Here is a 20,467-nt window from a genome sequence, read left to right on the forward strand (position 1 = left end):
CTCTAACTTCGCTATACAATTGTACTTCTTATCTTTGATCTAGTTCTATTAGTAAATCACCTGTAGAAATACTCTCTCCTGATGTAATTAGAATGTCTCTTATGACACCAGTAAATGGAGATTGGACAGTAGTTTCCATTTTCATTGCTTCTGTAATTGCTAAAGTTTGACCTTTTTCAACTACATCTCCCTTTTTAACTAGTACATTTAAAACAGTACCTGGCATTGTTGCGTTAATATGGTTTGGATTACTAGTGTCCCCTTTTCTTTTTTGAACGACAGTAGATTTAATTGAGTAATCTTTAACCACTATTTCTCGAGGCTGACCATTTAATTCAAAGTATATTACTCTTGTTCCATCAGGTTGAGCTTGACCAATCGAAACAAGTTTAACGATCAGTGTTTTACCACGTTCAATATCTACTTTAATTTCTTCATCCAGTCTCATTCCATGGAAGAAAGAAGGTGTATCAAGTACAGATAAGTCTCCATAGCTTTCTACATTTTTTTGATAGTCCATAAATACTTTAGGATATAGGCAATAAGCTAATATATCAAAATTAGTAACCTGGCGATTTAACGTCTTGAATAAATATTCCTCAACATCTTTAAAATCGATTGGTTTTAAAGACTCACCAGCTCTTTCAGTTAATGGCTGTCTGCCTTTTAAGATGATACGTTGTAAACTCTTTGGAAATCCTCCATGAGGTTGTCCTAATTTCCCTTCAAAAAATTCGATTACTGAATCAGGAAAATCGATATGTTCTCCTTTTTCATATACAGAATCTTCGTCTAAATTATTTTGAACCATAAACAAAGCCATATCTCCAACAACTTTTGAAGAAGGTGTTACTTTAACGACATCTCCAAATAGTTGATTTACCCTACCATACATATCCTTAACTTCTTCAAATCGGTCTCCTAAACCAACACCTTTAGCTTGTTGTTTTAAGTTAGAATACTGACCACCTGGCATTTCATGTTGATAAACCTCTGTATGTGGTGAAACCATACCACTTTCAAAACTACTATAATACTTACGAACGCCTTCCCAGTATGTTGATAACTGTTCTAAGCCGTTAATATTTAAGTTTGTCTCGTTATTTGAACCTTTTAGAGCATAATATAAACTATTTGCACTTGGTTGAGAAGTTAAGCCAGACATACTTCCAATTGCGATGTCTACAACGTCTACGCCAGCTTCTATTGCTTTTACATATGTGTATAAACCATTTCCACTCGTATCATGAGTATGTAAGTGGATTGGTAGATCTACAGTATCCTTCAATTCACTAATTAACGTATAAGCAGCCTGAGGCTTTAATAGACCTGCCATGTCTTTAATAGCTAAAATATGTGCACCAGCCGATTCTAAATCCTTTGCAAGCTCTTTATAATACGCTAGATTATATTTTGTTCTAGTTGGGTCTAATATATCTCCTGTGTAACAGATCGATGCCTCAGCAAGCTTTCCACTCTCTCTTACAGCATCTATTGCAACTTCCATCCCTTTAATCCAATTTAGACTATCAAATATTCTAAATACATCGATTCCTGCTTGAGCCGATGCTTCAATAAACTTTTTAACAAGATTATCAGGGTAATTTTTATATCCAACTGCATTTGATCCACGTAAAAGCATTTGGAATAATACATTTGGAACTTGTTCTCTTAAATTTAATAATCTTTCCCATGGATCTTCATTTAAGAAACGGTACGCTACATCGAAAGTTGCTCCGCCCCACATTTCCATAGAGAATAAGTTAGGTAATAATTTTGATGTTTGTTCTGCTACTGTAATTAGGTCTTTTGAACGAATTCTCGTTGCTAGCAGTGATTGGTGAGCATCCCTAAATGTAGTATCTGTAAATAAAACATTCGGTTGATTTTTTAACCACTTCGAAAATTCATCCGCACCTAATTTATCTAGTAATTGTTTAGTTCCACTTTCAGCATTTTTTATATGATTTACATTTGGAATGATAATATCATCATAAGCTGGTTTTTCTTTAACCGATATACCTGGAAATCCATTCACTGTTACATTTCCGATATAATTTAATAATTTTGTTCCGCGGTCTCTTCTTTTTGCAAAAACAAATAATTCCGGAGATGAATCGACAAATGAAGTATTGTACTCACCAGATAAGAAATCTGGGTGTGTCGTAACATTTTCTAAAAATGGAATATTTGTTTTAATTCCACGGATACGGAATTCTTTTAAATTTCGATTTAACTTCGCAATTGCGCCTTCGAATGTCAATGCATGAGTTGTAACTTTTACTAATAATGAATCATAGTAAGGTGTAATAACAGCACCTTGGAAGCTGTTACCAGTGTCTAATCTTACACCAAAACCTCCACCTGAACGATATGCCATAATTTTTCCTGTATCAGGCATAAAATTATTTAGTGGGTCCTCCGTTGTAACACGTGCTTGAATCGCAAAACCAATTCTTGGAATCTCATCTTGTAATGGTATTCCTACTTTATCACTATGTAAACTATTACCTTGTGCAATTAAGATCTGTGTTTGAACAATATCAATTCCTGTAATCATTTCAGTAATTGTATGTTCAACCTGTACGCGTGGATTAACCTCAATAAAATAAAAATCATTACCAGAAACTAAAAATTCAACTGTACCAGCGTTAACATATTCTACTTCTTTCATCAATTGAACAGCCGCGTCGCAAATTCTATTTCTTAGATCTTCACTAATCGAAGTACATGGTGCAACTTCAACTAATTTTTGATGTCTTCTTTGAATTGAACAATCGCGTTCAAACAAATGAATGATATTCCCTTGGTTATCCCCTAATATTTGAACTTCAATATGCTTTGGATTTTCAATAAACTTCTCAACATAAACTTCATCATTACCAAAAGCAGCTTTTGCTTCAGACTTAGCACGCTCGTATGCATCTTTTACTCCTGCATTCGTACGGACAATCCTCATTCCACGACCGCCACCACCTAGAGCAGCTTTAATAATAATCGGGAATCCATAAGTTTCACCAAATTCCTTTACATCATCCAATGAGTTTACTGGACCATTACTCCCAGGAATGATTGGCAAATTAGCTTGAAGAGCTTGCTTCTTTGCTTTAATTTTATCTCCAAAAATATCTAAGTGTCTTGAATATGGTCCGATAAAAACAATTCCCTCTTCTTCACATCTTTGAGCAAATTTAATATTTTCTGATAAGAATCCATATCCTGGATGGATTGCATCTACATCGTTTTTCTTTGCAATTTCAATAATACCTTCAATATCTAGATAAGCATCAATTGGCTTTTTACCTTTTCCAACTATATATGCTTCGTCAGCTTTATAACGGTGATATGACCCTTCATCTTCTTTAGAATAAATACCAACTGTTCTAATTCCTAACTCAGTGCAAGCTCGAAATACTCGAATTGCAATTTCACCTCGGTTAGCAACAAGAACTTTTTTAATCTGTTTCGTGTAAGTCATTTGTAAGCCTCCTGTATTTATGAAAGATAATTATCAATAAATTAAGAATAAACTTTTTTCAAAATGCATTTTTGAAGATTTTATAAAGTTTCTTTATGAATCTTATTTCGTATTGAAATATTCATTAAAATACCAACCATCGAAAGCATAACGATTAATGAAGTTCCTCCATAACTAACAAAAGGTAACGGAACACCCGTAAGTGGAATTAACGAAGTGACTCCTCCAATATTTATAAATGATTGAATGACGATGATTGCACTAATCCCTGTAGCTAATAATGAATCAAAAGAATCCTTTGATTGATGAGCTATTAACAATCCACGCCAAACAATTATGAATATACATAAAATAACTACAATTACTCCTATTAAACCTGTTTCTTCACCGATTATTGCTAGAATAAAGTCGGTATGAGGTTCAGGTAAATAACCTAATTTTTGAATACTTTTACCTAATCCAACTCCAGTAAGTCCACCATTGGCAAATGCGATTAGTGAATTTACGATTTGAAATCCGATTCCTTGTGCATAGTCAAAAGGATTTCGGAAAGCTAAAAATCGATTAACTTGTACATCTGTTAAACCGATCCCTAAACTGATACAAATACTAATTAATGGATATAGTAATCCAATGCCACCAACGAATAAGAGAATTAATCTCTTTACAATAAAACCACTACAAAACGAAACGACAGCACAAGTACCGATTATTAATAAAGCTGTACCTGTATCCGGTTGTAATCTCAATAGAATGATATAAATAGCTACTATGCTCCATGGAGCAAATAGCATTTTCCAGTTCTTTGTAATTCGCTTTTGTCTTTTGGAGTACCATCCTGCTAATAGAACGATTGACCCTAATTTGATTAACTCAGCTGGTTGAATTCCAAATACCCAGCTTTTTGCATTATTTCTAACTTCACCAAAGAGTAGAACTGCAATAAGTAATCCTATACTTACCCCTATATTTAATATCATAGCAATTCTTTTTCTAAAGAAAGTTGCAGGTAGAAACATTAAAAAAACAAATGCAAACATTCCTACTTCAAATGCAATTAATTGCTTATGAAAGAAATAGTCACTTGGCCAATGTTCACTTTGATAACGAATGGATGGTAATGGTGAGCTTGCACTATACACCATAATTAATCCAAATAAACACAACACTAATAATGGAACAAAAATCATATAATCAATATTTTTCAAATATTTTTTTAACATTACTTAATCATCCCTGCTTTGATTAATTATACTTTATGTATTCAACTATTTTGCTAAATTCCCTTTTTAAATAAAAACATTGTAACATAGATTAATAGATTTATTACTTATAACAATTAAAAAAATTCACAAAAAAAAGCTCAAACATTTATTGTTTGAACTTTTGTTGCAAATAATTATTTATTCTTTTGATCTGTAAACGCTTCATGTAGAGCAGAAAGTTGACGCTCAAGTTCAGAAAGAAGTTCTCTTCCTTGTTCTGCTTCAATTAAACCTAAACGAGAAGCAAAATCAATCTCCCTTGATAATCCAAACATTTGAGTATCTAAAACCTCTTCATATAGAGGGCATTGTGGCATCGTTAAATGATCAAGTTGCACATTTATTAATTTTAATATTTTTTCAGCATCTTTTTTTAATAATTCAAATGCTTTGTCTTTGTAATCTGTTACAGCATCAGACCTCAATTTTCTCCCTCCGCTTCCGTACAAGCTATCTATTTAATATTATAGTTCTTTTTAGGAAAAATCAACTTAAATCAAAAGTTTTACAAATATGTATTTTAGAAAATTATATTTTTGCAACAGTTTATTTATTAGAGTTTTCTTATGTTAGGATGTAATTTTAAATAAAAATCTAATTTCTACAATAAAAGAACGCTCTAGATAATCACTATAAAAAAGTTGAAAACATAAAAAAATCAAATGAAAATAAGTGCCAATATTGTTCAATTGTTTGTCTTTTTACTTAAAATAGTCGTACACTATAGTTAGACTTAGTACATAGAAGGGGTTTTGGTATGAGTGATGTTTTTCAATTAACAGGTAATGTGGAGTTTCCGTTAACGATTGATCCAAGTGTTTGGATTTTTGATGAAAGAAAGGTTAAGTTAGATAGTTTGTTAGCTGGTGATTTGAAAAAGGTTGATGAGCTTGAGCAATATACGAAAAGTGTTTCAAAGCATTGGGATCGTGAAATTGTTGAAGGTGCAAAGGTTGATAATAGCCCTTTATACGCTACTCAAAAAAAAGAATGGCTTAAGGAATCGTATGCAATGCCATTTTCATATTTTATAGATAATAGTAATCCGAAAAATCGTGATTCAGAAGTTACAATCGAAACAGAAGATGAATTAATAAAATTACCTTTTGAAACTGTATATGAAAGTTATTTAGCATTTTCATACAATGGCAAGAGAATCCTTGAAGATGGGCCAGTACATTTATATTTTGCTGATGGCACAAATAAAGAAACACCAATTACATCAATCAAGAAGATTATTTTATAGTTTAAAACAAAAGCAACATCTTACTGATCGATTTTGGTAAGATGTTGCTTTTGTAAGCATTTAATTATTACAATATATCCGCTGCAAGTTGGGCAATTGATGAACGTTCGCCTTTTATTAGTTTTACATGTCCACTTATTTTTTGATCTTTAAATTTTTCAACTACATATGTTAATCCATTGTTGTATTCATCTAAATATGGATGATCAATTTGTTCTGGATCCCCCATTAATACAATTTTACTCTTATCACCAACACGAGTTAAAATTGTTTTTACTTCATGCCTAGTTAGATTCTGTGCTTCATCTATAATAATAAATTGCTCTGGGATACTTCTACCTCTTATATAAGTTAAAGCTTCTACTTCAATTGAGCCCATTCCGGCTAATATCGCATCGAGTTCACCTGGTTTTTTCGTATTGAATAAGTATTCTAGGTTATCATAAATCGGTTGCATCCATGGACGAAGTTTTTCATCCTTTTCACCTGGTAAATAACCAAGATCTTTTCCAACTGGAACAATCGGTCTAGCAACTAATAACTTTTTATAGCTTTGCAGGTCCTCACTTTGCATTAAACCTGCTGCTAAAGCTAATAAAGTTTTTCCAGTTCCTGCTTTTCCAATCAATGTAACTAATGGTATATCGTCTCGAAGTAGTAATTCTAAGGCCATGGACTGTTGTGCATTTCTTGGTCTTATGCCCCAAATATGTTCATTCGAGAAAACAAATTTCTTAATTTTTGTACCTGTTTTATCTACAACTCCAAGAGCTGAACTCTTACCACCGAGAGCATCCTTTAATACGATGAATTGATTAGGATAAAATGGATGGTTCGCTATATCTGAAACAGGAAGTTCAGTTTTCTCGTAAAACTTGTTTAATAAATCTGTATTTATGTAATACTCTAGATAACCGGTATAAATATGATCAACTTCCACTACTCGATCACTTAAATAATCTTCAGCTAGTAAATTTAATGCATCCGCTTTTACACGAACTAATGTATCTTTACTAACTAAAATCACTGTTTTTCCACTTTCTTTTGCTTCTTCTTCAAGTGATAAGTTTTTTGCAACAGCTAAAATGCGATTATCGTTCGTTTTTTCAACAAAGATCTCTTGCAATTGTTGAAATGAGCGATGATTTAATTCAATTCTAAACGAACCACCGTTTTCAAGAGGAATACTTTCATGTAATTTCCCTAGTTCTCGAAAGCTATCAATTAGTTTGGATACATACCTAGCATTACGACCAACTTCATCCATATATCTCTTCTTTGAGTCTACTTCCTCTAATACAACAGCTGGTACAACTACTTCATTATCTTCAAATGAAAAGATTGCTAGTGGGTCTTGCAGTAGTACATTGGTGTCGAGAACGTATATTTTACTCAATCCTTAACCTCCTGACTAAAAATAACTCAGATTAGAATAATTAGTTTTAATTCTAAATTGATTGGTCTTACATTTGGTTACTAGTCGAAGAATGGACGAACCGTTAATATATTATATGAAATTCTCTCTACTTTAGAATATTTTTTAATGTTTAAAGCTCAGTTGGATCTAAGACCACTTAAAACTGCAACATCTAATTTTTTTGCAGCTCTCTCATCATAAGTTTTTGCATACTCTGGTTCGACTGTTATTTTTGACCCATAAAACAATATATTTTTTACTTCATTAACTTTCACTTCTATACACGCTAATTTTAATGGAATCCCAGGCATTTGCTTCGTTAAAATTTTTGCATTTCCTGAGATACTATAAACTGTTTCATTTGAGAATAAGCTTAATGATACCCCTTCAACCTCTTCGATATTCGATATAATTGCTGATCTTTGATCGACTGCAAAACGAATCGTCTTATCGTCTAAGGCAGCAAGCCAAGAAATTGCATTCGTAACTGGTGCATTCTTTTCGGAGTTAAAAGTACTTAAAAAAACAATCTTTTCTTTATTACAATCTTCTAATAAGCTTGGTGATAATGTTTTCTCAATACTGTTTGCCATCACTATTTCATCTCCTTCAAATAAAGAGTATACTAATATAATTCAAAGTTTATTGAAAACTTCCTGCTAAAACCACTGTTTTCTAAAAATATATTCTAAAACCTGTTATAATTATGTTAACTTAAGCTTCATATATAAGGAGAGAAATTTCACATGAGAGTTAAATGCATGATTTGTGATAAAAGCGAATCTATTAGCGATGAATCACCTATTGCAAAAAAATTAAGAAATCGTCCTATCCATACATATACATGCTCTGAATGTTACGCTCGAATTAAAATAAAAACAGAACAAAGAATTGCAACAGGAAATTTCCGTTTCTTAAAACCGGTAAAGGACAATGACGAGTGGTAAATTATTAAAAAAGAAGCCTATTGGGCTTCTTTTTTTCATAGTGTTGAAATATAAAATGTTCAATAAGTAAAAAGGAAATTAAATGTATATTTATGCTGAAATTATTTTTTGGGATGATCTATTAATGGTTATATATGTTAATATATTTGAGCAATGTTATGATTCCAATTACACTAGTAATGTTTTTTTCAGAAGTTAAAAATACTTTGAGTAAACTTTTTACAAAAACAAATTCCATTGATCAGTTAGTTTATTAATTAATGTTCGATTGTAATTGAACTAAAAACTGATTAATAAACAGCTGTTAGGTTACTCTTAGTAAAGGCTATTTGATAATGATTTATTGCAGACTTCTTTAGATGAATATGTTGATTGGAACGAAGGGGTNNGTAGTGGAAATCAACATCACTATACTCCTTTTACGAAAATTTGGTAAATTAATTGACAAGATTGTTTTTCAACAGCGTGAAAAAAAGCCAATTGGGCTTCTTTTTTTGGACTTAGATATTATTTTCATGTATAAATCCAATATAAGTTTAAACAAAAAAAACCTAGATTAATTTCTAGGTTTTTAATACTTCTCTGGATTAACTCTTACTTGATCTAAAAAGCAATCAATCATTTCAATAGGAAAGCGCGTAGTTCGCTCTTTTTCTGCTTGTGTAAATGTAATTAAATAGAAATCTTCCATTTTTTCTATTTTCACGTTAGATACTTGATGATCTTCTTTTAAAATCGAATCAAACATCTCATACGTCTCTTTAGCAGCTTCATCCGAAGGTCTACCTTCATATATAACTTTTATCGTTAACCAATTATATAAAGCGTCCTGAACAGATTTCATCTAGATACCAACTTTCTAAAAAGTGTTACATTATGTAGTAGCATTATTCTTTTTTGATTGATGTAAACGAATCTTATAAACACCTAATACGAAAACACTAGCAAGTAATGCTTCCACGATTGGTATCCTTAAAGCTAAGAAAGTAAGGAAACTACATCCAATCATAAGCAAAACATAAATGATTAAACTTTTAAGGATGCTCAATTTTTTTGCGAAACCTAAATGATATACTACAATACATAGTACAACAATTAAACCATATAATATCCACATGGAAAGATGAATATCATGAGTTATATTTATTAACTGTGTGATGACAAATTCAAAACCCTTTGGAGCTTTTTCCAAATCCATATCCCCCTATTTTATAATAAAACTAAAATACTTCTATTCGTTTTTAGACTGTCTGAAAATCAATATTTTGTACTTTGTTTACAAAAATGAAACCGACTATTTCTAGTCGGTTTTATTATATCATAATTATTTTAAAATTTAATTATTCTTGTTCAGCGAATTTTTTCTTTTTCGCTGCACGCTCACGCTCATTTTTATCAAGAAGCTTTTTACGTAAACGAATTGATGTTGGCGTAACTTCACAGTACTCATCATCATTTAAGTATTCTAAAGATTCTTCAAGCGTCATAATACGTGGTTTTTTCATTGTTGTTGTTTGGTCTTTATTCGCTGAACGGATGTTAGTAGCGTGTTTAACCTTAACAACGTTTACTGATAAATCATTATCACGGTTATGCTCACCAACAATCATACCATCATAAACATCTGTTCCTGGCTCAAGGAAAATTACACCACGGTCTTCTAGACCCATAATTCCGTATGTTGAAGCTTTACCAGTTTCCATTGATACTAATACACCTTGACGACGTCCACCAACTTGACCTTGAATAGCTGGTTGGTAGCTATCGAATGAGTGGTTAATGATTCCATAACCACGAGTTAAAGTTAAGAATTCTGTAGTATAACCAATTAATCCACGAGCTGGTACCATAAATGTTAAACGGACTTGACCGTTACCATTATTCACCATATCTCTCATTTCACCTTTACGAGCACCCATTGATTCCATGATTGAACCAGTATATTCTTCAGGAACGTCAATTTGTACATGCTCAACAGGCTCACATCTTACACCGTCAATCACACGAATGATAACTTCTGGTTTTGAAACTTGAAGCTCATATCCTTCACGACGCATGTTTTCAATAAGGATTGATAAGTGAAGCTCTCCACGTCCACTTACGATCCATACATCAGGAGAATCAGTATTTTCTACACGTAAACTTACGTCAGTTTGAAGTTCTTGTAATAATCTCTCTTCAATTTTACGAGAAGTTACAAATTTACCTTCACGACCTGCAAAAGGTGAATTATTAACTAAGAATGTCATTTGAAGAGTTGGCTCATCAATACGTAAGATTGGAAGTGCTTCTTGGTGTTCAGCAGGACATACTGTTTCACCTACGTTGATATCTTCCATACCAGAAACTGCTACTAAGTCACCAGCTTTTGCTTCTTGGATTTCAATACGTTTTAATCCAATGAATCCAAACATTTTTGTAATACGGAATTGTTTAACTGATCCATCAAGTTTCATTAAAGCAACTGATTGACCAACTTGCATTGTTCCACGGAAAATACGTCCGATACCGATACGTCCAACATAGTCATTGTAGTCTAATAATGTTACTTGGAATTGTAAAGGCTCTTCACTATTATCGATTGGAGATGGAATGTGCTCAATAATTGTATCGAATAAAGCATTCATATTCGGTTCTTGTTTAGAAGGATCAGATTCTAAGCTAGAAGTTCCGTTGATAGCTGATGCGAATACAACTGGGAATTCTAATTGATCTTCATCTGCACCTAATTCAATAAATAAATCGATTACTTCGTCAACAACTTCATCAGGACGTGCGAAGTCACGGTCGATTTTATTTACTACTACGATTGGTGTTAAATGTTGTTCTAAAGCTTTTTTCAATACGAAACGAGTTTGTGGCATACAACCTTCATATGCATCTACAACTAAAAGAACACCATCAACCATTTTCATGATACGTTCTACTTCTCCACCAAAATCGGCGTGTCCAGGAGTATCCATGATGTTAATACGTTTACCTTCATATTGGATTGCAGTGTTTTTAGCTAAGATTGTAATTCCACGTTCACGTTCTATATCATTAGAGTCCATTGCACGTTCATTAACGTTTTCGTTTGAACGGAATGTACCTGATTGTTTTAATAACTCATCAACTAACGTTGTTTTCCCATGGTCAACGTGCGCAATAATTGCTATATTGCGTAAATCTTCTCTTTTTTTCAAAATATATTCACTCCTAAAATGTCTACACATCTATTTTCATTATTAACTAAAACATTATAGCACATGCACACGGAAATATATCAAGAAAATGTTTAATCAAAAATATAATTTATTAATAAATATTTAGGAAAGATTTATTTTTTTCAAATTTACATCCGATTCGACAAAGAGTAAAATAGGAATTATGAACAGGAGGATTCACCATGTCTAGCATAAAATTTAGACTTTTCTGCGTTGCAACTTTATCCGTAATCTTCTTAATTCTAGTTGGTATAATGCTAGCAGAACTAAGTACTATTGGCGCTGTTATTTCACTAATTATTTCAATATCATTAGTTGGTTATGGTTTTTCATTACGTGCTAAATTAAAAAGAGAAGGCAAGTTATAAACCTCTTCTCTTTTTTAACACTGTCTGCACACTAAAAAAGAAGGCAAGTTATAAACCAAACTTACCTTCTTTTTATTATTTTTGTAGAAATTCGATATAATCAGTAAGTAATTCCTCATGAATCGAAGCGTTACTTATTAGCACTGAGCTTTTTTTAAGAATTGAAAGGCTTTCATTTTTAAGCGAAGTACAAATTCCGCCTAGCTCTTCTACAATAATTTTACCCGCGGCAAAGTCCCAAGGTGATAATCTCGGGGTGATATAGGCATCAATCCTTCCCATTGCCACATAGACCATTTCCATCGCTGCTGAACCATATGACCGACTTCCTCTAACTTTTCGAACAAGATTACTTAATTTTTCATGGTTTAAATAACGATTTTTAGTTAACCAAATAGCATTTACAGCTACAATAGCCTCTTCTAGTACTACATTTTTCAAAGGTGTTATTTCAAGATCATTTAAATAAGCTCCTTCACCTTTTTTAGCAAAATATAGTTCATTATGTATTACATCCATTATAAAACCCATTTTACCGATTCCATTTTCATAAATACCTAAAGAAATCATAAAATTACGTTTTTGGTGAACAAAATTCATCGTTCCATCGATTGGATCAAGAATCCATACAACCCCCGTTACTTGATCCAAATCATCGCCTTTACCTTCTTCACCAAGTAAGTAATGATTTGGAAATTTCTTTTTTATTTTTTCGTAAAAGAATTTTTCAATTTCTTCATCTTTATTTGTTACTAAGTCATTTTCGTTTGATTTAGTATTGATTGTTATGGAGTCGTATAATGAGCTTTTAATATTTTTAGCTGCCTCTTGAAGCAAAATCCTCGCGAATTGTTCAATTTCTTTCCAATCTACATTCATATTTAAACACTCCAAACTCTACGTGCTAAAACTATATTATTATGGTCCTGTTTATCAGTTTACCAATTTTAACCTAAAAAAACCTAATGAAATGATTTTTATTTAAGATGAAAGATGAGGAACTATTTTGGAGGGTGGGCATACGATAGACCATTGGGCATTTAGCGGAAGATTTAGCGCACAGAAAAACGAACCTATTTAAAGGTTCGGTAAATAAACTCGCTAAGCTTCTAGACGAATTAATTCTAATCTTAATAATTCTAATTTCTTCTTAGATTCAATCATTGCTTCATTATCATTGACTGTCATAGCATCGAATAGTGTAGCTAGTTCGTAATCTAATTCTAATCTAAGTACAGGAATTCTCTTTTCTGCATCAGTTCTTTTTAACGCATTAATCACTTGTCTCATCATTATCCCTCCATAGAATATAAGTTGGCAAAACAAATTGTAAAAGTTAATTAACAAAATTTTCTGATTTTTATCTTGCTACTAATATATGTTATTTAAGCTTATAATGTAACTGTTTTATGAAGAAACATATTACCCATTTGTTTTGGACAAACATGGTATACTAATTAGATAATGTAATTAGGGGGTTCAAAAATGACTCAAACTTTTTTTAAAGAAAGTGATTTTGAAATATTTACAACTGACTCAACATTAGAAACTAGAATGAGTGCTATACAAAATGAAATTCAACCAAAATTTAAAGAAATTGAAGAAGAAATATTACCTTTTTTAAATGTACAAACTGATCAAAACTTTTTTGGCCATATTGCTAAGCATGCTAGACGTACTGTGAATGCTCCAAAAGATACTTGGATTGCTTTTGCAACAAATAATCGCGGATACAAAATGCTTCCTCATTTCCAATTTGGACTGTGGGGTACTCACCTGTTTGTTTACTTTGGAATTATTTATGAAAGTCCAAATAAGCAATCGATTGCCATTAATTTTGAAAAGAATAAAAATAAACTTTACAAAATGATTCCGAAAGATTTTGTTGTATCTTACGATCATATGAAGCCTGACGTGGTACAAAAAAGTAAAATGAATAAAGATGAATTCAATAAAGGTATTCAAAGATTTCATGATGTAAAAAAAGCAGAATACCTATGTGGAATTACAATTGCAAAAGATGAAGCAATTACACTTACAAAGGAAGAACTAATCCAACGTATTATAGAAACATATAATACTTTAATTCCTTTATACAAACTAAGTATAAACTGAATTAATATAAGTGTTGTTTAATTATACATATGTCAAAAACAAAAGTCTATGCCCATTCTTTACACATTTTTCGACAGGACGAATATGAAATTGCTTTACTTAAACAATACTTATATAAGTAAAGCCCATTGAAAGTAGTTAATCTTCCTTTAATGGGCTTCTATTTTTTACTTAATAATTTTTTATTACTATATAAATTTTAACAATGAACTTATTTAATACTACATTTTAATTTTATCACCAGGAGCACCATTTTTAGCCTTTTGCATGACTCTGTATGCAGAATAACCGGATATCTCTTCTAACTCATTACATAATTTTTTTTCTTCTGCGATACTAGGAACAATTGATTTAAATTGTTTGTATGTAGCCATTAACACTTCACGATCTATTCCCTTTTCATACGCTTTTTCTACTGATGTGTAGAACTTTATTACCTCAATTGTCTCATCTGTTGTCCAATCATATGAAATTGGGTATTGGTAATCCATTTACTTCACTCCTACTATTTTCTAATTAATTCCATTTTAACACATTTTTTAAATTCCATTCTTATTTTAAAAATTGATATAATTTCATTCAAATGAATAAAATTTCATAACTTTATAATATTTTTCTATACAGAAAATTCATAGAATGATATAATCTTTTTGTTTTTCAAATGAAGGTAAGACAGTTTATAACTTAATGAGAGTAAACAGTTGAATTGTTTACAAACATATCACTTCCGAAAAACACTATTATTCATTAAATGGGGTGTATGTTAAATGAAACAAATTGAAACGCCGTTATTTTCTTCTTTATTAGAACATGCAAAGAAGAACCCTATTCAATTCCATATTCCAGGACATAAAAAAGGAAATGGAATGGATCCAACATTTAGAGAGTTCATTGGTGATAATGCATTATCGATCGATTTAATCAACATTGCTCCTTTAGATGATCTACATCATCCAAAAGGTAAAATAAAACAAGCACAAGATCTTGCAGCTAAAGCTTTTGGTGCTGACCACACATTCTTTTCAGTTCAAGGCACAAGTGGCGCAATCATGACAATGGTAATGAGTGTTTGTGGACCTGGCGATAAAATTATCGTTCCAAGAAATGTTCACAAATCTGTTTTATCTGCAATCATTTTCTCGGGAGCTACACCAATTTTTGTTCATCCTGAAATTGATAGTGAATTAGGGATTTCACACGGTATTACGACAAATGCAGTGAAAGAGGCCATTTTAAATAATCCTGATGCAAAAGCAGTGTTAGTCATTAATCCTACATACTTTGGATTTGTAGCAGATTTAAAAAGCATTGTTGAATTAGCACATTCACATGGCTTAGCCGTATTAGTTGATGAAGCGCATGGTGTACATATTCATTTCCATAACGAATTACCGATCTCTGCGATGCAAGCAGGGGCTGACATGGCTGCTACGAGCGTACACAAGCTTGGTGGCTCTATGACTCAAAGTTCCATTTTAAATGTAAGAGAAGGCATTGTGAATGTCCACAGAGTACAATCTGTACTAAGTATGCTAACAACTACTTCAACATCTTATTTATTGCTTGCTTCACTAGATGTTGCAAGAAAGAGATTAGCCACTGTTGGTGAAGAATTACTTACGAATACTATTAGACTAGCAAATAATGCACGAAATAAAATTAATTCAATCAATGGTTTATATTGCCCTGGTTATGACTTAGTTGGGAACGAGGCTACATTCAATTTTGATCCTACTAAAATATTAATCAGCGTAAAAAAACTGGGTATAACGGGCCATGATGTTGAAGTTTGGTTAAGAGAGCGATTTAATATTGAAGTTGAAATGTCTGATTTATATAATGTTCTTTGCATTTTAACACCAGGTGATAGTGAAGAAGACATTCAGCAGTTAATTCATGCACTTGAAGTATTAGTAACTGAATTTGACATCTCAGAGCACAATACAAATTTAAACGTTGAGATCCCAACGATTCCAAATTTAGCAGTCTCTCCTAGGGATGCATTTTACTCCGAAACAGAATCTGTTCCACTTGAGGAATCTGTCGGTAGAATTATTGCTGAATTTGTAATGGTTTATCCACCTGGTATTCCAATCTTTTTACCTGGTGAAGAAATTACTCTAGAAAATCTAGTTTATATTAAAAAGAATATTGAAGCAGGATTACCTGTTCAAGGCCCAGAAGACGAAGAATTATTAACGTTAAAAGTATTAAAATAACGAAAACTTTTATGAAGAAACTAGGAAATGAATCCTAGTTTTTTTTCATTCTAAATCACATCTAAATTATATAGGCATATGATAGGTAAGGTAATTATATTGATTTCGTACGAAAAAATTGTTTTTACGTTAGGATGTGGACTCATTGATAGTCGTGAATAATAAAATTGTTCATGCTTCATTAAAAAATAGCGAAGATTCAAATAATAAACTTTATCAAGAAATATTGTCTAGTTTAACAAACAGTAAAAAGTCTCATATTTATAAATCTGACCGTGAACTTTCTTTTGATTTAACAATTAGAACTTATATACTTCAGGCTTCTAAAGATTTATTAACAAGTGGCATGCAATTTAGGGTTTTTAGACGAGCATATTGTAATCCTATGTTTTGGATTCGCACACCAATGGGTGGATTTAGACTTAGGCCAGGCATAAGAACCTCCATGGGAATTTATGATATTTTTCGCAATGGACAATTTTACGCTACAGAATGTGCAACTGCAATCATTATGATATTTTATAAAGCCCTGCTAGATCTTTTAGGCTATGAAATTTTTGATCAACTATTCGATAATGGCATATACTTATACACTTGGAATTACGACCCTAAATTAGCTATATTAACGGCTGAAGTAGATCGTCCAGCCCCTGGTGACGTTGTTTATATAAAAAATCCTGAAGTTGACCCAATGACACCAGAATGGCAAGGAGAAAACACTGTTTCTATGGGAAGTAATTATTATTATGGTCATGGTATCGGAATACGTTCATTACACGAAATTATTTTCCATTTAAATATGCATAGATATCCTTTTGCGATGGTTTCTGCCTTTTTAACAAATTTAAATACTAGAATTGACTCAAACGAAATGGCTCAATATTTAAAAGATACTTCAAAATTAATTCCAGTTACAACGAAGGAAGCTTCATCCGAGGTTATAACTGCAAGAATTGGAGATCAAACTCAAATTGCATAAAAAGAAAAGTGGGTGATTCTTAATTGAGTCTCCCTTTTTTGCGCGTTAATTAAAAACATTTTTACCCTTAAAGAAAAACATAAAAAACCACAAGGAAAAACGATCGCCTTGTGGAATTTCTTATTTATAAATGTCTATAGTTACTCTATTAGACCTTATGTTTTAATTAATAATTATTAGCAAACTTCATTTTCAGTTGGTTCACAATCTTCACAGTTTTTAACGTAAAGAGTTGTTACTTTTTCATCCTCGAAATGACCTACTGTTTTTTCACAACATTTACATACGAACGTTCCCATTATTGTAACCCCTTTCATAATGTTGTATCAATTAACTAACTTCATTATAATGTGTTATACTTATTTACGCAAGTGGTAAATAAGTATAACTTAAATTTTCTAATACTAGATTATTCAAGGGGTTTTATAAGGTGAACACATTTTATTTAGTATAACACATTTATTTTTTATTCATAGCTCTCCTCTATACTTGGTGACGGTAACCAGTCAGCTAAATATTCTGCGAGCTCCATTGCCTCTTCCTCACTTTTTAGTTTACATAAAAATTTCAACTGATTGGGAAATGAAACATCCTGTCGATCTAATAAAATGCATTGTCTAGATTGCATGCAGATAACGAGTGGCTTTCCAAAGAACATGTTAGTATATACAATACCAATATCGTATCTTGTATCGTTCGTTACGAAGCCAACAAATCGGACTCTTACATTTTCGTGATCATCATATAATTTTTCAAACATTGTTTCACCCACTCCTCTGGTTTAGTATTGTAAGTTAATACATATGAAGAAAAAACTAAAATCATACCGAATACTTGTCTAAAAATTTGAAATAATGTTATGATAAAAAAGATTAAAAGTGATGTTTTTCATAGAACATCTTAGGGGGAAAATTTAAAAATGGTTCAACAAGCTACCATTCAATTAGTGGATAAATCCAAATACCAAGAAGCAAATTTAGATTTAATAAATAATTTAATAAATGATTACATACAATCTTCAACTAAGATCGGTCAACAAGTTGACTGGAATTATGAAAGGGTTTCCTTTCCCTACTCTATTTCAAATAAAAAATTAGATGATCAAGATGCACTTTATCTACAGAGCAATGATTCACGTTATAAACATTTTGTTGTTTCTATTCAAGATGATAAAAATATCGTGATTACTCTATTACCAAACTCAACTTATGGTGATAAAGGAAAAGCAAATGAGCTATGTAGATATTTAGCTCAAAAAATTGAAGCAAAGCTTGAATTATTTAACAATCGAATCATGTATTTTTACAAACGATAATTTAAAATAAGTTTACGATCGCCTGGCAAAAGAAAAATATCGAAGCATAAAAGCAAGTAATAATAATACTTGCTTTTCTTGTGTTTCCAACGTATTTTGCAATTAAATAAAGCTGGTAAAAGAATACTAGAAACAAGATGACTTTAGAATATAATTGATCCCTTTTCGACAAGAATAAAACAAATGAAAACCCTATCCAAAATAGTTGATGAATCATTAATACTATTAATTGTTTTCGCATCAATACTCCCACCAATCAATGATCAAATACTAGAAAGTTTGTTTTTTAAACGTTATGCGAGACATGCCTTAATCATGCAAAAAAACCTCCTAACAAATAGGAGATTGCAGACAGTCGTTTTTTTCGTTATTTTGCCATCGTATTGCGTTTAGTGCATCTACATTTAGCAAACTACTTTATGCTTTAAATAAACCGTTTCAAATCAATTTGAACAGTAAAAAACCTCCTATAAAATATAGGAGGTTTTTAAGTAATTATTTTAAAACGTGGATTGGATGACCCATCGCTAATTCTGCAGCTTCCATTGAGATTTCACCTAATGTTGGGTGAGCGTGAATTGTTTGAGCAATATCCTCAACGCTCATGCAAGCTTCAATTGCAAGACCAAGTTCAGAAATGATATCTGAAGCATTTACACCTGCAACTTGAGCACCAACTAGTACTCCATCTTCTTTACGAGAAACTAATTGTACGAATCCATCAGTTGAATTTAGTGATAATGCGCGACCATTTCCACCGAATGGGAATTTTGCTACATTTACAGCTAATCCTTCATCATCTGCTTGTTTTTTTGTATAACCAACAGTTGCTAATTCTGGATCAGTAAATACTACAGCAGGGATAGCTAAGTATTCGATTTGACTTGACATACCACTGATTGCCTCAGCAGCAACTTTACCTTCATAAGAAGCTTTGTGTGCTAATGGAGGACCAGCAATTACGTCACCAATTGCGTAAATATTATTAATTGTTGTACGAGCTTGTTTATCAGTAGTAATTACACCACGTTCGTTAATTTCAACACCAACATTTTCTAAGCCCATGTCACGAGAGTTCGGGAAACGTCCAACTGTTACTAAAACGTAATCAGCTTCGATTTCTTGCATTTCGCCATTTGTTTCGAATTTAACTGTTACGCCATCTGCAGTTTCTTCAACGCCTTTACCGAACGCTTTTGTTACGATATCGACATTACCTTTTTTCTTTAATCCACGTTTAACAATTGAGCTCATAGATTTTTCAAAACCATTTAAGATTTCGTCACCAGCTTCAAGAATTGTTACATGTGTACCAAAGTTAGCATAAGCAGTACCTAATTCCATACCAATATAGCCGCCACCAATAACAACTAATTTTTTTGGAATTTCAGGTAAGTTTAATGCACCTGTAGAATCGATTACACGGTTGCTCCATTTGAAACCAGGGATTTCGATTGGAGTTGAACCTGTTGCGATGATCGCATTGTTAAAAGTATAGGTTTGAGCTGATTCTTCAGTAATTACACGAAGAGTGTTAGCATCATTAAAGTAAGCTTCACCTTTAATAACTTCAACTTTGTTTCCTTTTAATAAACCAGCAACACCGCCAGTTAATTTATTAACTACACTGCTTTTCCAAGCTTGAACTTTTGTAAAATCAACTTTTACATTTTCTGCTGTAATACCGATATCTTCAGAATGCTTAGCTGTTTCATAACGGTGACCAGCAGTAATTAATGCCTTTGAAGGAATACAACCTACGTTTAGACATACCCCACCAAGATTACCTTTTTCAATAACAGCAACTTTTTGTCCAAGTTGTGCTGCACGAATTGCTGCAACATAACCACCAGGACCGGCACCGATAACGACCGTATCTAGTTCAATTGCGAAATCTCCTACTACCATTTAT

Annotated in this window: 22 protein-coding genes; 7 read left to right on the top strand and 15 right to left on the bottom strand. The window is 32.1% G+C overall.

Annotated features, from left to right (window positions below):
* Positions 1-28 precede the first annotated feature (28 nt).
* The 3 genes from pyc to COE53_RS14575 all read right to left on the bottom strand — a co-directional run bounded on the left by pyc (position 29) and on the right by COE53_RS14575 (position 5,168).
* The gene (gene pyc, locus COE53_RS14565; protein WP_098948327.1) at positions 29-3,478 is read right to left on the bottom strand and encodes a pyruvate carboxylase; all 3,450 of its coding nucleotides are present in this window, start codon (positions 3,476-3,478) and stop codon (positions 29-31) included.
* Between the two features lie 80 nt (positions 3,479-3,558).
* A complete protein-coding gene (locus tag COE53_RS14570) occupies positions 3,559-4,701 on the bottom strand; it encodes an FtsW/RodA/SpoVE family cell cycle protein (RefSeq protein ID WP_069035559.1) in 1,143 nt (380 codons plus the stop codon).
* A 176-nt stretch (positions 4,702-4,877) separates the two neighbouring features.
* The gene (locus COE53_RS14575; protein WP_069035558.1) at positions 4,878-5,168 is read right to left on the bottom strand and encodes an Fpa/YlaN family protein; all 291 of its coding nucleotides are present in this window, start codon (positions 5,166-5,168) and stop codon (positions 4,878-4,880) included.
* Between the two features lie 332 nt (positions 5,169-5,500).
* Between COE53_RS14575 and COE53_RS14580 the strand changes: the two genes are divergently transcribed.
* Positions 5,501-5,989 carry a hypothetical protein gene (locus COE53_RS14580; RefSeq protein WP_091022053.1) on the top strand — a complete coding sequence of 163 codons (489 nt, stop codon included), beginning with the start codon at positions 5,501-5,503 and terminating at the stop codon, positions 5,987-5,989.
* Positions 5,990-6,056: 67 nt separating this feature from the next.
* On the opposite strand, the gene COE53_RS14585 is transcribed toward COE53_RS14580, so the two are convergent.
* The gene (locus COE53_RS14585; RefSeq protein WP_056468520.1) at positions 6,057-7,385 is read right to left on the bottom strand and encodes a PhoH family protein; all 1,329 of its coding nucleotides are present in this window, start codon (positions 7,383-7,385) and stop codon (positions 6,057-6,059) included.
* Between the two features lie 158 nt (positions 7,386-7,543).
* On the bottom strand, positions 7,544-7,999 hold the full coding sequence (locus COE53_RS14590) for a pyridoxamine 5'-phosphate oxidase family protein (RefSeq protein ID WP_069035644.1): 456 nt from the start codon (positions 7,997-7,999) through the stop codon (positions 7,544-7,546).
* Positions 8,000-8,152: 153 nt separating this feature from the next.
* Here COE53_RS14590 and COE53_RS14595 point away from each other — a divergent pair, with 153 nt between their 5' ends.
* Positions 8,153-8,353 carry a YlaI family protein gene (locus COE53_RS14595; RefSeq protein ID WP_098948328.1) on the top strand — a complete coding sequence of 67 codons (201 nt, stop codon included), beginning with the start codon at positions 8,153-8,155 and terminating at the stop codon, positions 8,351-8,353.
* 571 nt (positions 8,354-8,924) lie between these two features.
* Here COE53_RS14595 and COE53_RS14600 read toward each other — a convergent pair.
* The 3 genes from COE53_RS14600 to typA all read right to left on the bottom strand — a co-directional run bounded on the left by COE53_RS14600 (position 8,925) and on the right by typA (position 11,538).
* The gene (locus tag COE53_RS14600; RefSeq protein ID WP_069035555.1) at positions 8,925-9,197 is read right to left on the bottom strand and encodes a hypothetical protein; all 273 of its coding nucleotides are present in this window, start codon (positions 9,195-9,197) and stop codon (positions 8,925-8,927) included.
* 30 nt (positions 9,198-9,227) lie between these two features.
* The gene (locus tag COE53_RS14605; RefSeq protein WP_235821791.1) at positions 9,228-9,545 is read right to left on the bottom strand and encodes a YlaH-like family protein; all 318 of its coding nucleotides are present in this window, start codon (positions 9,543-9,545) and stop codon (positions 9,228-9,230) included.
* 148 nt (positions 9,546-9,693) lie between these two features.
* A complete protein-coding gene (typA, locus tag COE53_RS14610) occupies positions 9,694-11,538 on the bottom strand; it encodes a translational GTPase TypA (RefSeq protein ID WP_175403540.1) in 1,845 nt (614 codons plus the stop codon).
* A gap of 203 nt (positions 11,539-11,741) precedes the next feature.
* Here typA and COE53_RS14615 point away from each other — a divergent pair, with 203 nt between their 5' ends.
* Entirely contained in the window at positions 11,742-11,927 is a 186-nt protein-coding gene (locus COE53_RS14615) for a DUF5325 family protein (RefSeq protein WP_069035553.1), read from the top strand.
* A 75-nt stretch (positions 11,928-12,002) separates the two neighbouring features.
* Here COE53_RS14615 and COE53_RS14620 read toward each other — a convergent pair whose 3' ends face one another.
* Positions 12,003-12,806 carry an inositol monophosphatase family protein gene (locus COE53_RS14620; RefSeq protein WP_069035552.1) on the bottom strand — a complete coding sequence of 268 codons (804 nt, stop codon included), beginning with the start codon at positions 12,804-12,806 and terminating at the stop codon, positions 12,003-12,005.
* A gap of 222 nt (positions 12,807-13,028) precedes the next feature.
* Entirely contained in the window at positions 13,029-13,217 is a 189-nt protein-coding gene (locus COE53_RS14625) for a hypothetical protein (protein ID WP_056468536.1), read from the bottom strand.
* A gap of 195 nt (positions 13,218-13,412) precedes the next feature.
* Here COE53_RS14625 and COE53_RS14630 point away from each other — a divergent pair, with 195 nt between their 5' ends.
* A complete protein-coding gene (locus tag COE53_RS14630; protein ID WP_069035551.1) occupies positions 13,413-14,042 on the top strand; it encodes a YktB family protein in 630 nt (209 codons plus the stop codon).
* Positions 14,043-14,263: 221 nt separating this feature from the next.
* On the opposite strand, the gene COE53_RS14635 is transcribed toward COE53_RS14630, so the two are convergent.
* Positions 14,264-14,533: a UPF0223 family protein gene (locus COE53_RS14635; RefSeq protein ID WP_069035550.1), complete on the bottom strand. Its 270-nt coding sequence runs from the start codon at positions 14,531-14,533 to the stop codon at positions 14,264-14,266.
* A gap of 276 nt (positions 14,534-14,809) precedes the next feature.
* Between COE53_RS14635 and COE53_RS14640 the strand changes: the two genes are divergently transcribed.
* Together COE53_RS14640 and COE53_RS14645 are read left to right on the top strand one after the other, a co-directional pair.
* Positions 14,810-16,261: an aminotransferase class I/II-fold pyridoxal phosphate-dependent enzyme gene (locus COE53_RS14640; protein WP_069035549.1), complete on the top strand. Its 1,452-nt coding sequence runs from the start codon at positions 14,810-14,812 to the stop codon at positions 16,259-16,261.
* Positions 16,262-16,415: 154 nt separating this feature from the next.
* Positions 16,416-17,240 (top strand): protein-glutamine gamma-glutamyltransferase, encoded by an 825-nt coding sequence (locus COE53_RS14645; RefSeq protein WP_254664649.1) that lies wholly within the window; start codon positions 16,416-16,418, stop codon positions 17,238-17,240.
* Between the two features lie 176 nt (positions 17,241-17,416).
* Here COE53_RS14645 and COE53_RS14650 read toward each other — a convergent pair whose 3' ends face one another.
* Positions 17,417-17,539: a GapA-binding peptide SR1P gene (locus COE53_RS14650; protein WP_056468549.1), complete on the bottom strand. Its 123-nt coding sequence runs from the start codon at positions 17,537-17,539 to the stop codon at positions 17,417-17,419.
* Between the two features lie 167 nt (positions 17,540-17,706).
* The gene (locus tag COE53_RS14655) at positions 17,707-18,000 is read right to left on the bottom strand and encodes a DUF3055 domain-containing protein (protein WP_069035547.1); all 294 of its coding nucleotides are present in this window, start codon (positions 17,998-18,000) and stop codon (positions 17,707-17,709) included.
* Between the two features lie 159 nt (positions 18,001-18,159).
* Between COE53_RS14655 and COE53_RS14660 the strand changes: the two genes are divergently transcribed.
* The gene (locus COE53_RS14660; protein ID WP_069035546.1) at positions 18,160-18,555 is read left to right on the top strand and encodes a DUF1885 family protein; all 396 of its coding nucleotides are present in this window, start codon (positions 18,160-18,162) and stop codon (positions 18,553-18,555) included.
* A 1-nt stretch (position 18,556) separates the two neighbouring features.
* Here COE53_RS14660 and COE53_RS24015 read toward each other — a convergent pair whose 3' ends face one another.
* Positions 18,557-18,796: a hypothetical protein gene (locus COE53_RS24015; protein ID WP_069035545.1), complete on the bottom strand. Its 240-nt coding sequence runs from the start codon at positions 18,794-18,796 to the stop codon at positions 18,557-18,559.
* A gap of 254 nt (positions 18,797-19,050) precedes the next feature.
* Positions 19,051-20,463, bottom strand: coding sequence for a dihydrolipoyl dehydrogenase (gene lpdA, locus COE53_RS14670; protein WP_069035544.1), 1,413 nt, complete (start codon positions 20,461-20,463; stop codon positions 19,051-19,053).
* Positions 20,464-20,467 lie beyond the last annotated feature (4 nt).

Source organism: Bacillus sp. AFS029533, assembly GCF_002585125.1.
GTDB classification, from domain to species: domain Bacteria; phylum Bacillota; class Bacilli; order Bacillales; family Bacillaceae_G; genus Gottfriedia; species Gottfriedia luciferensis_B.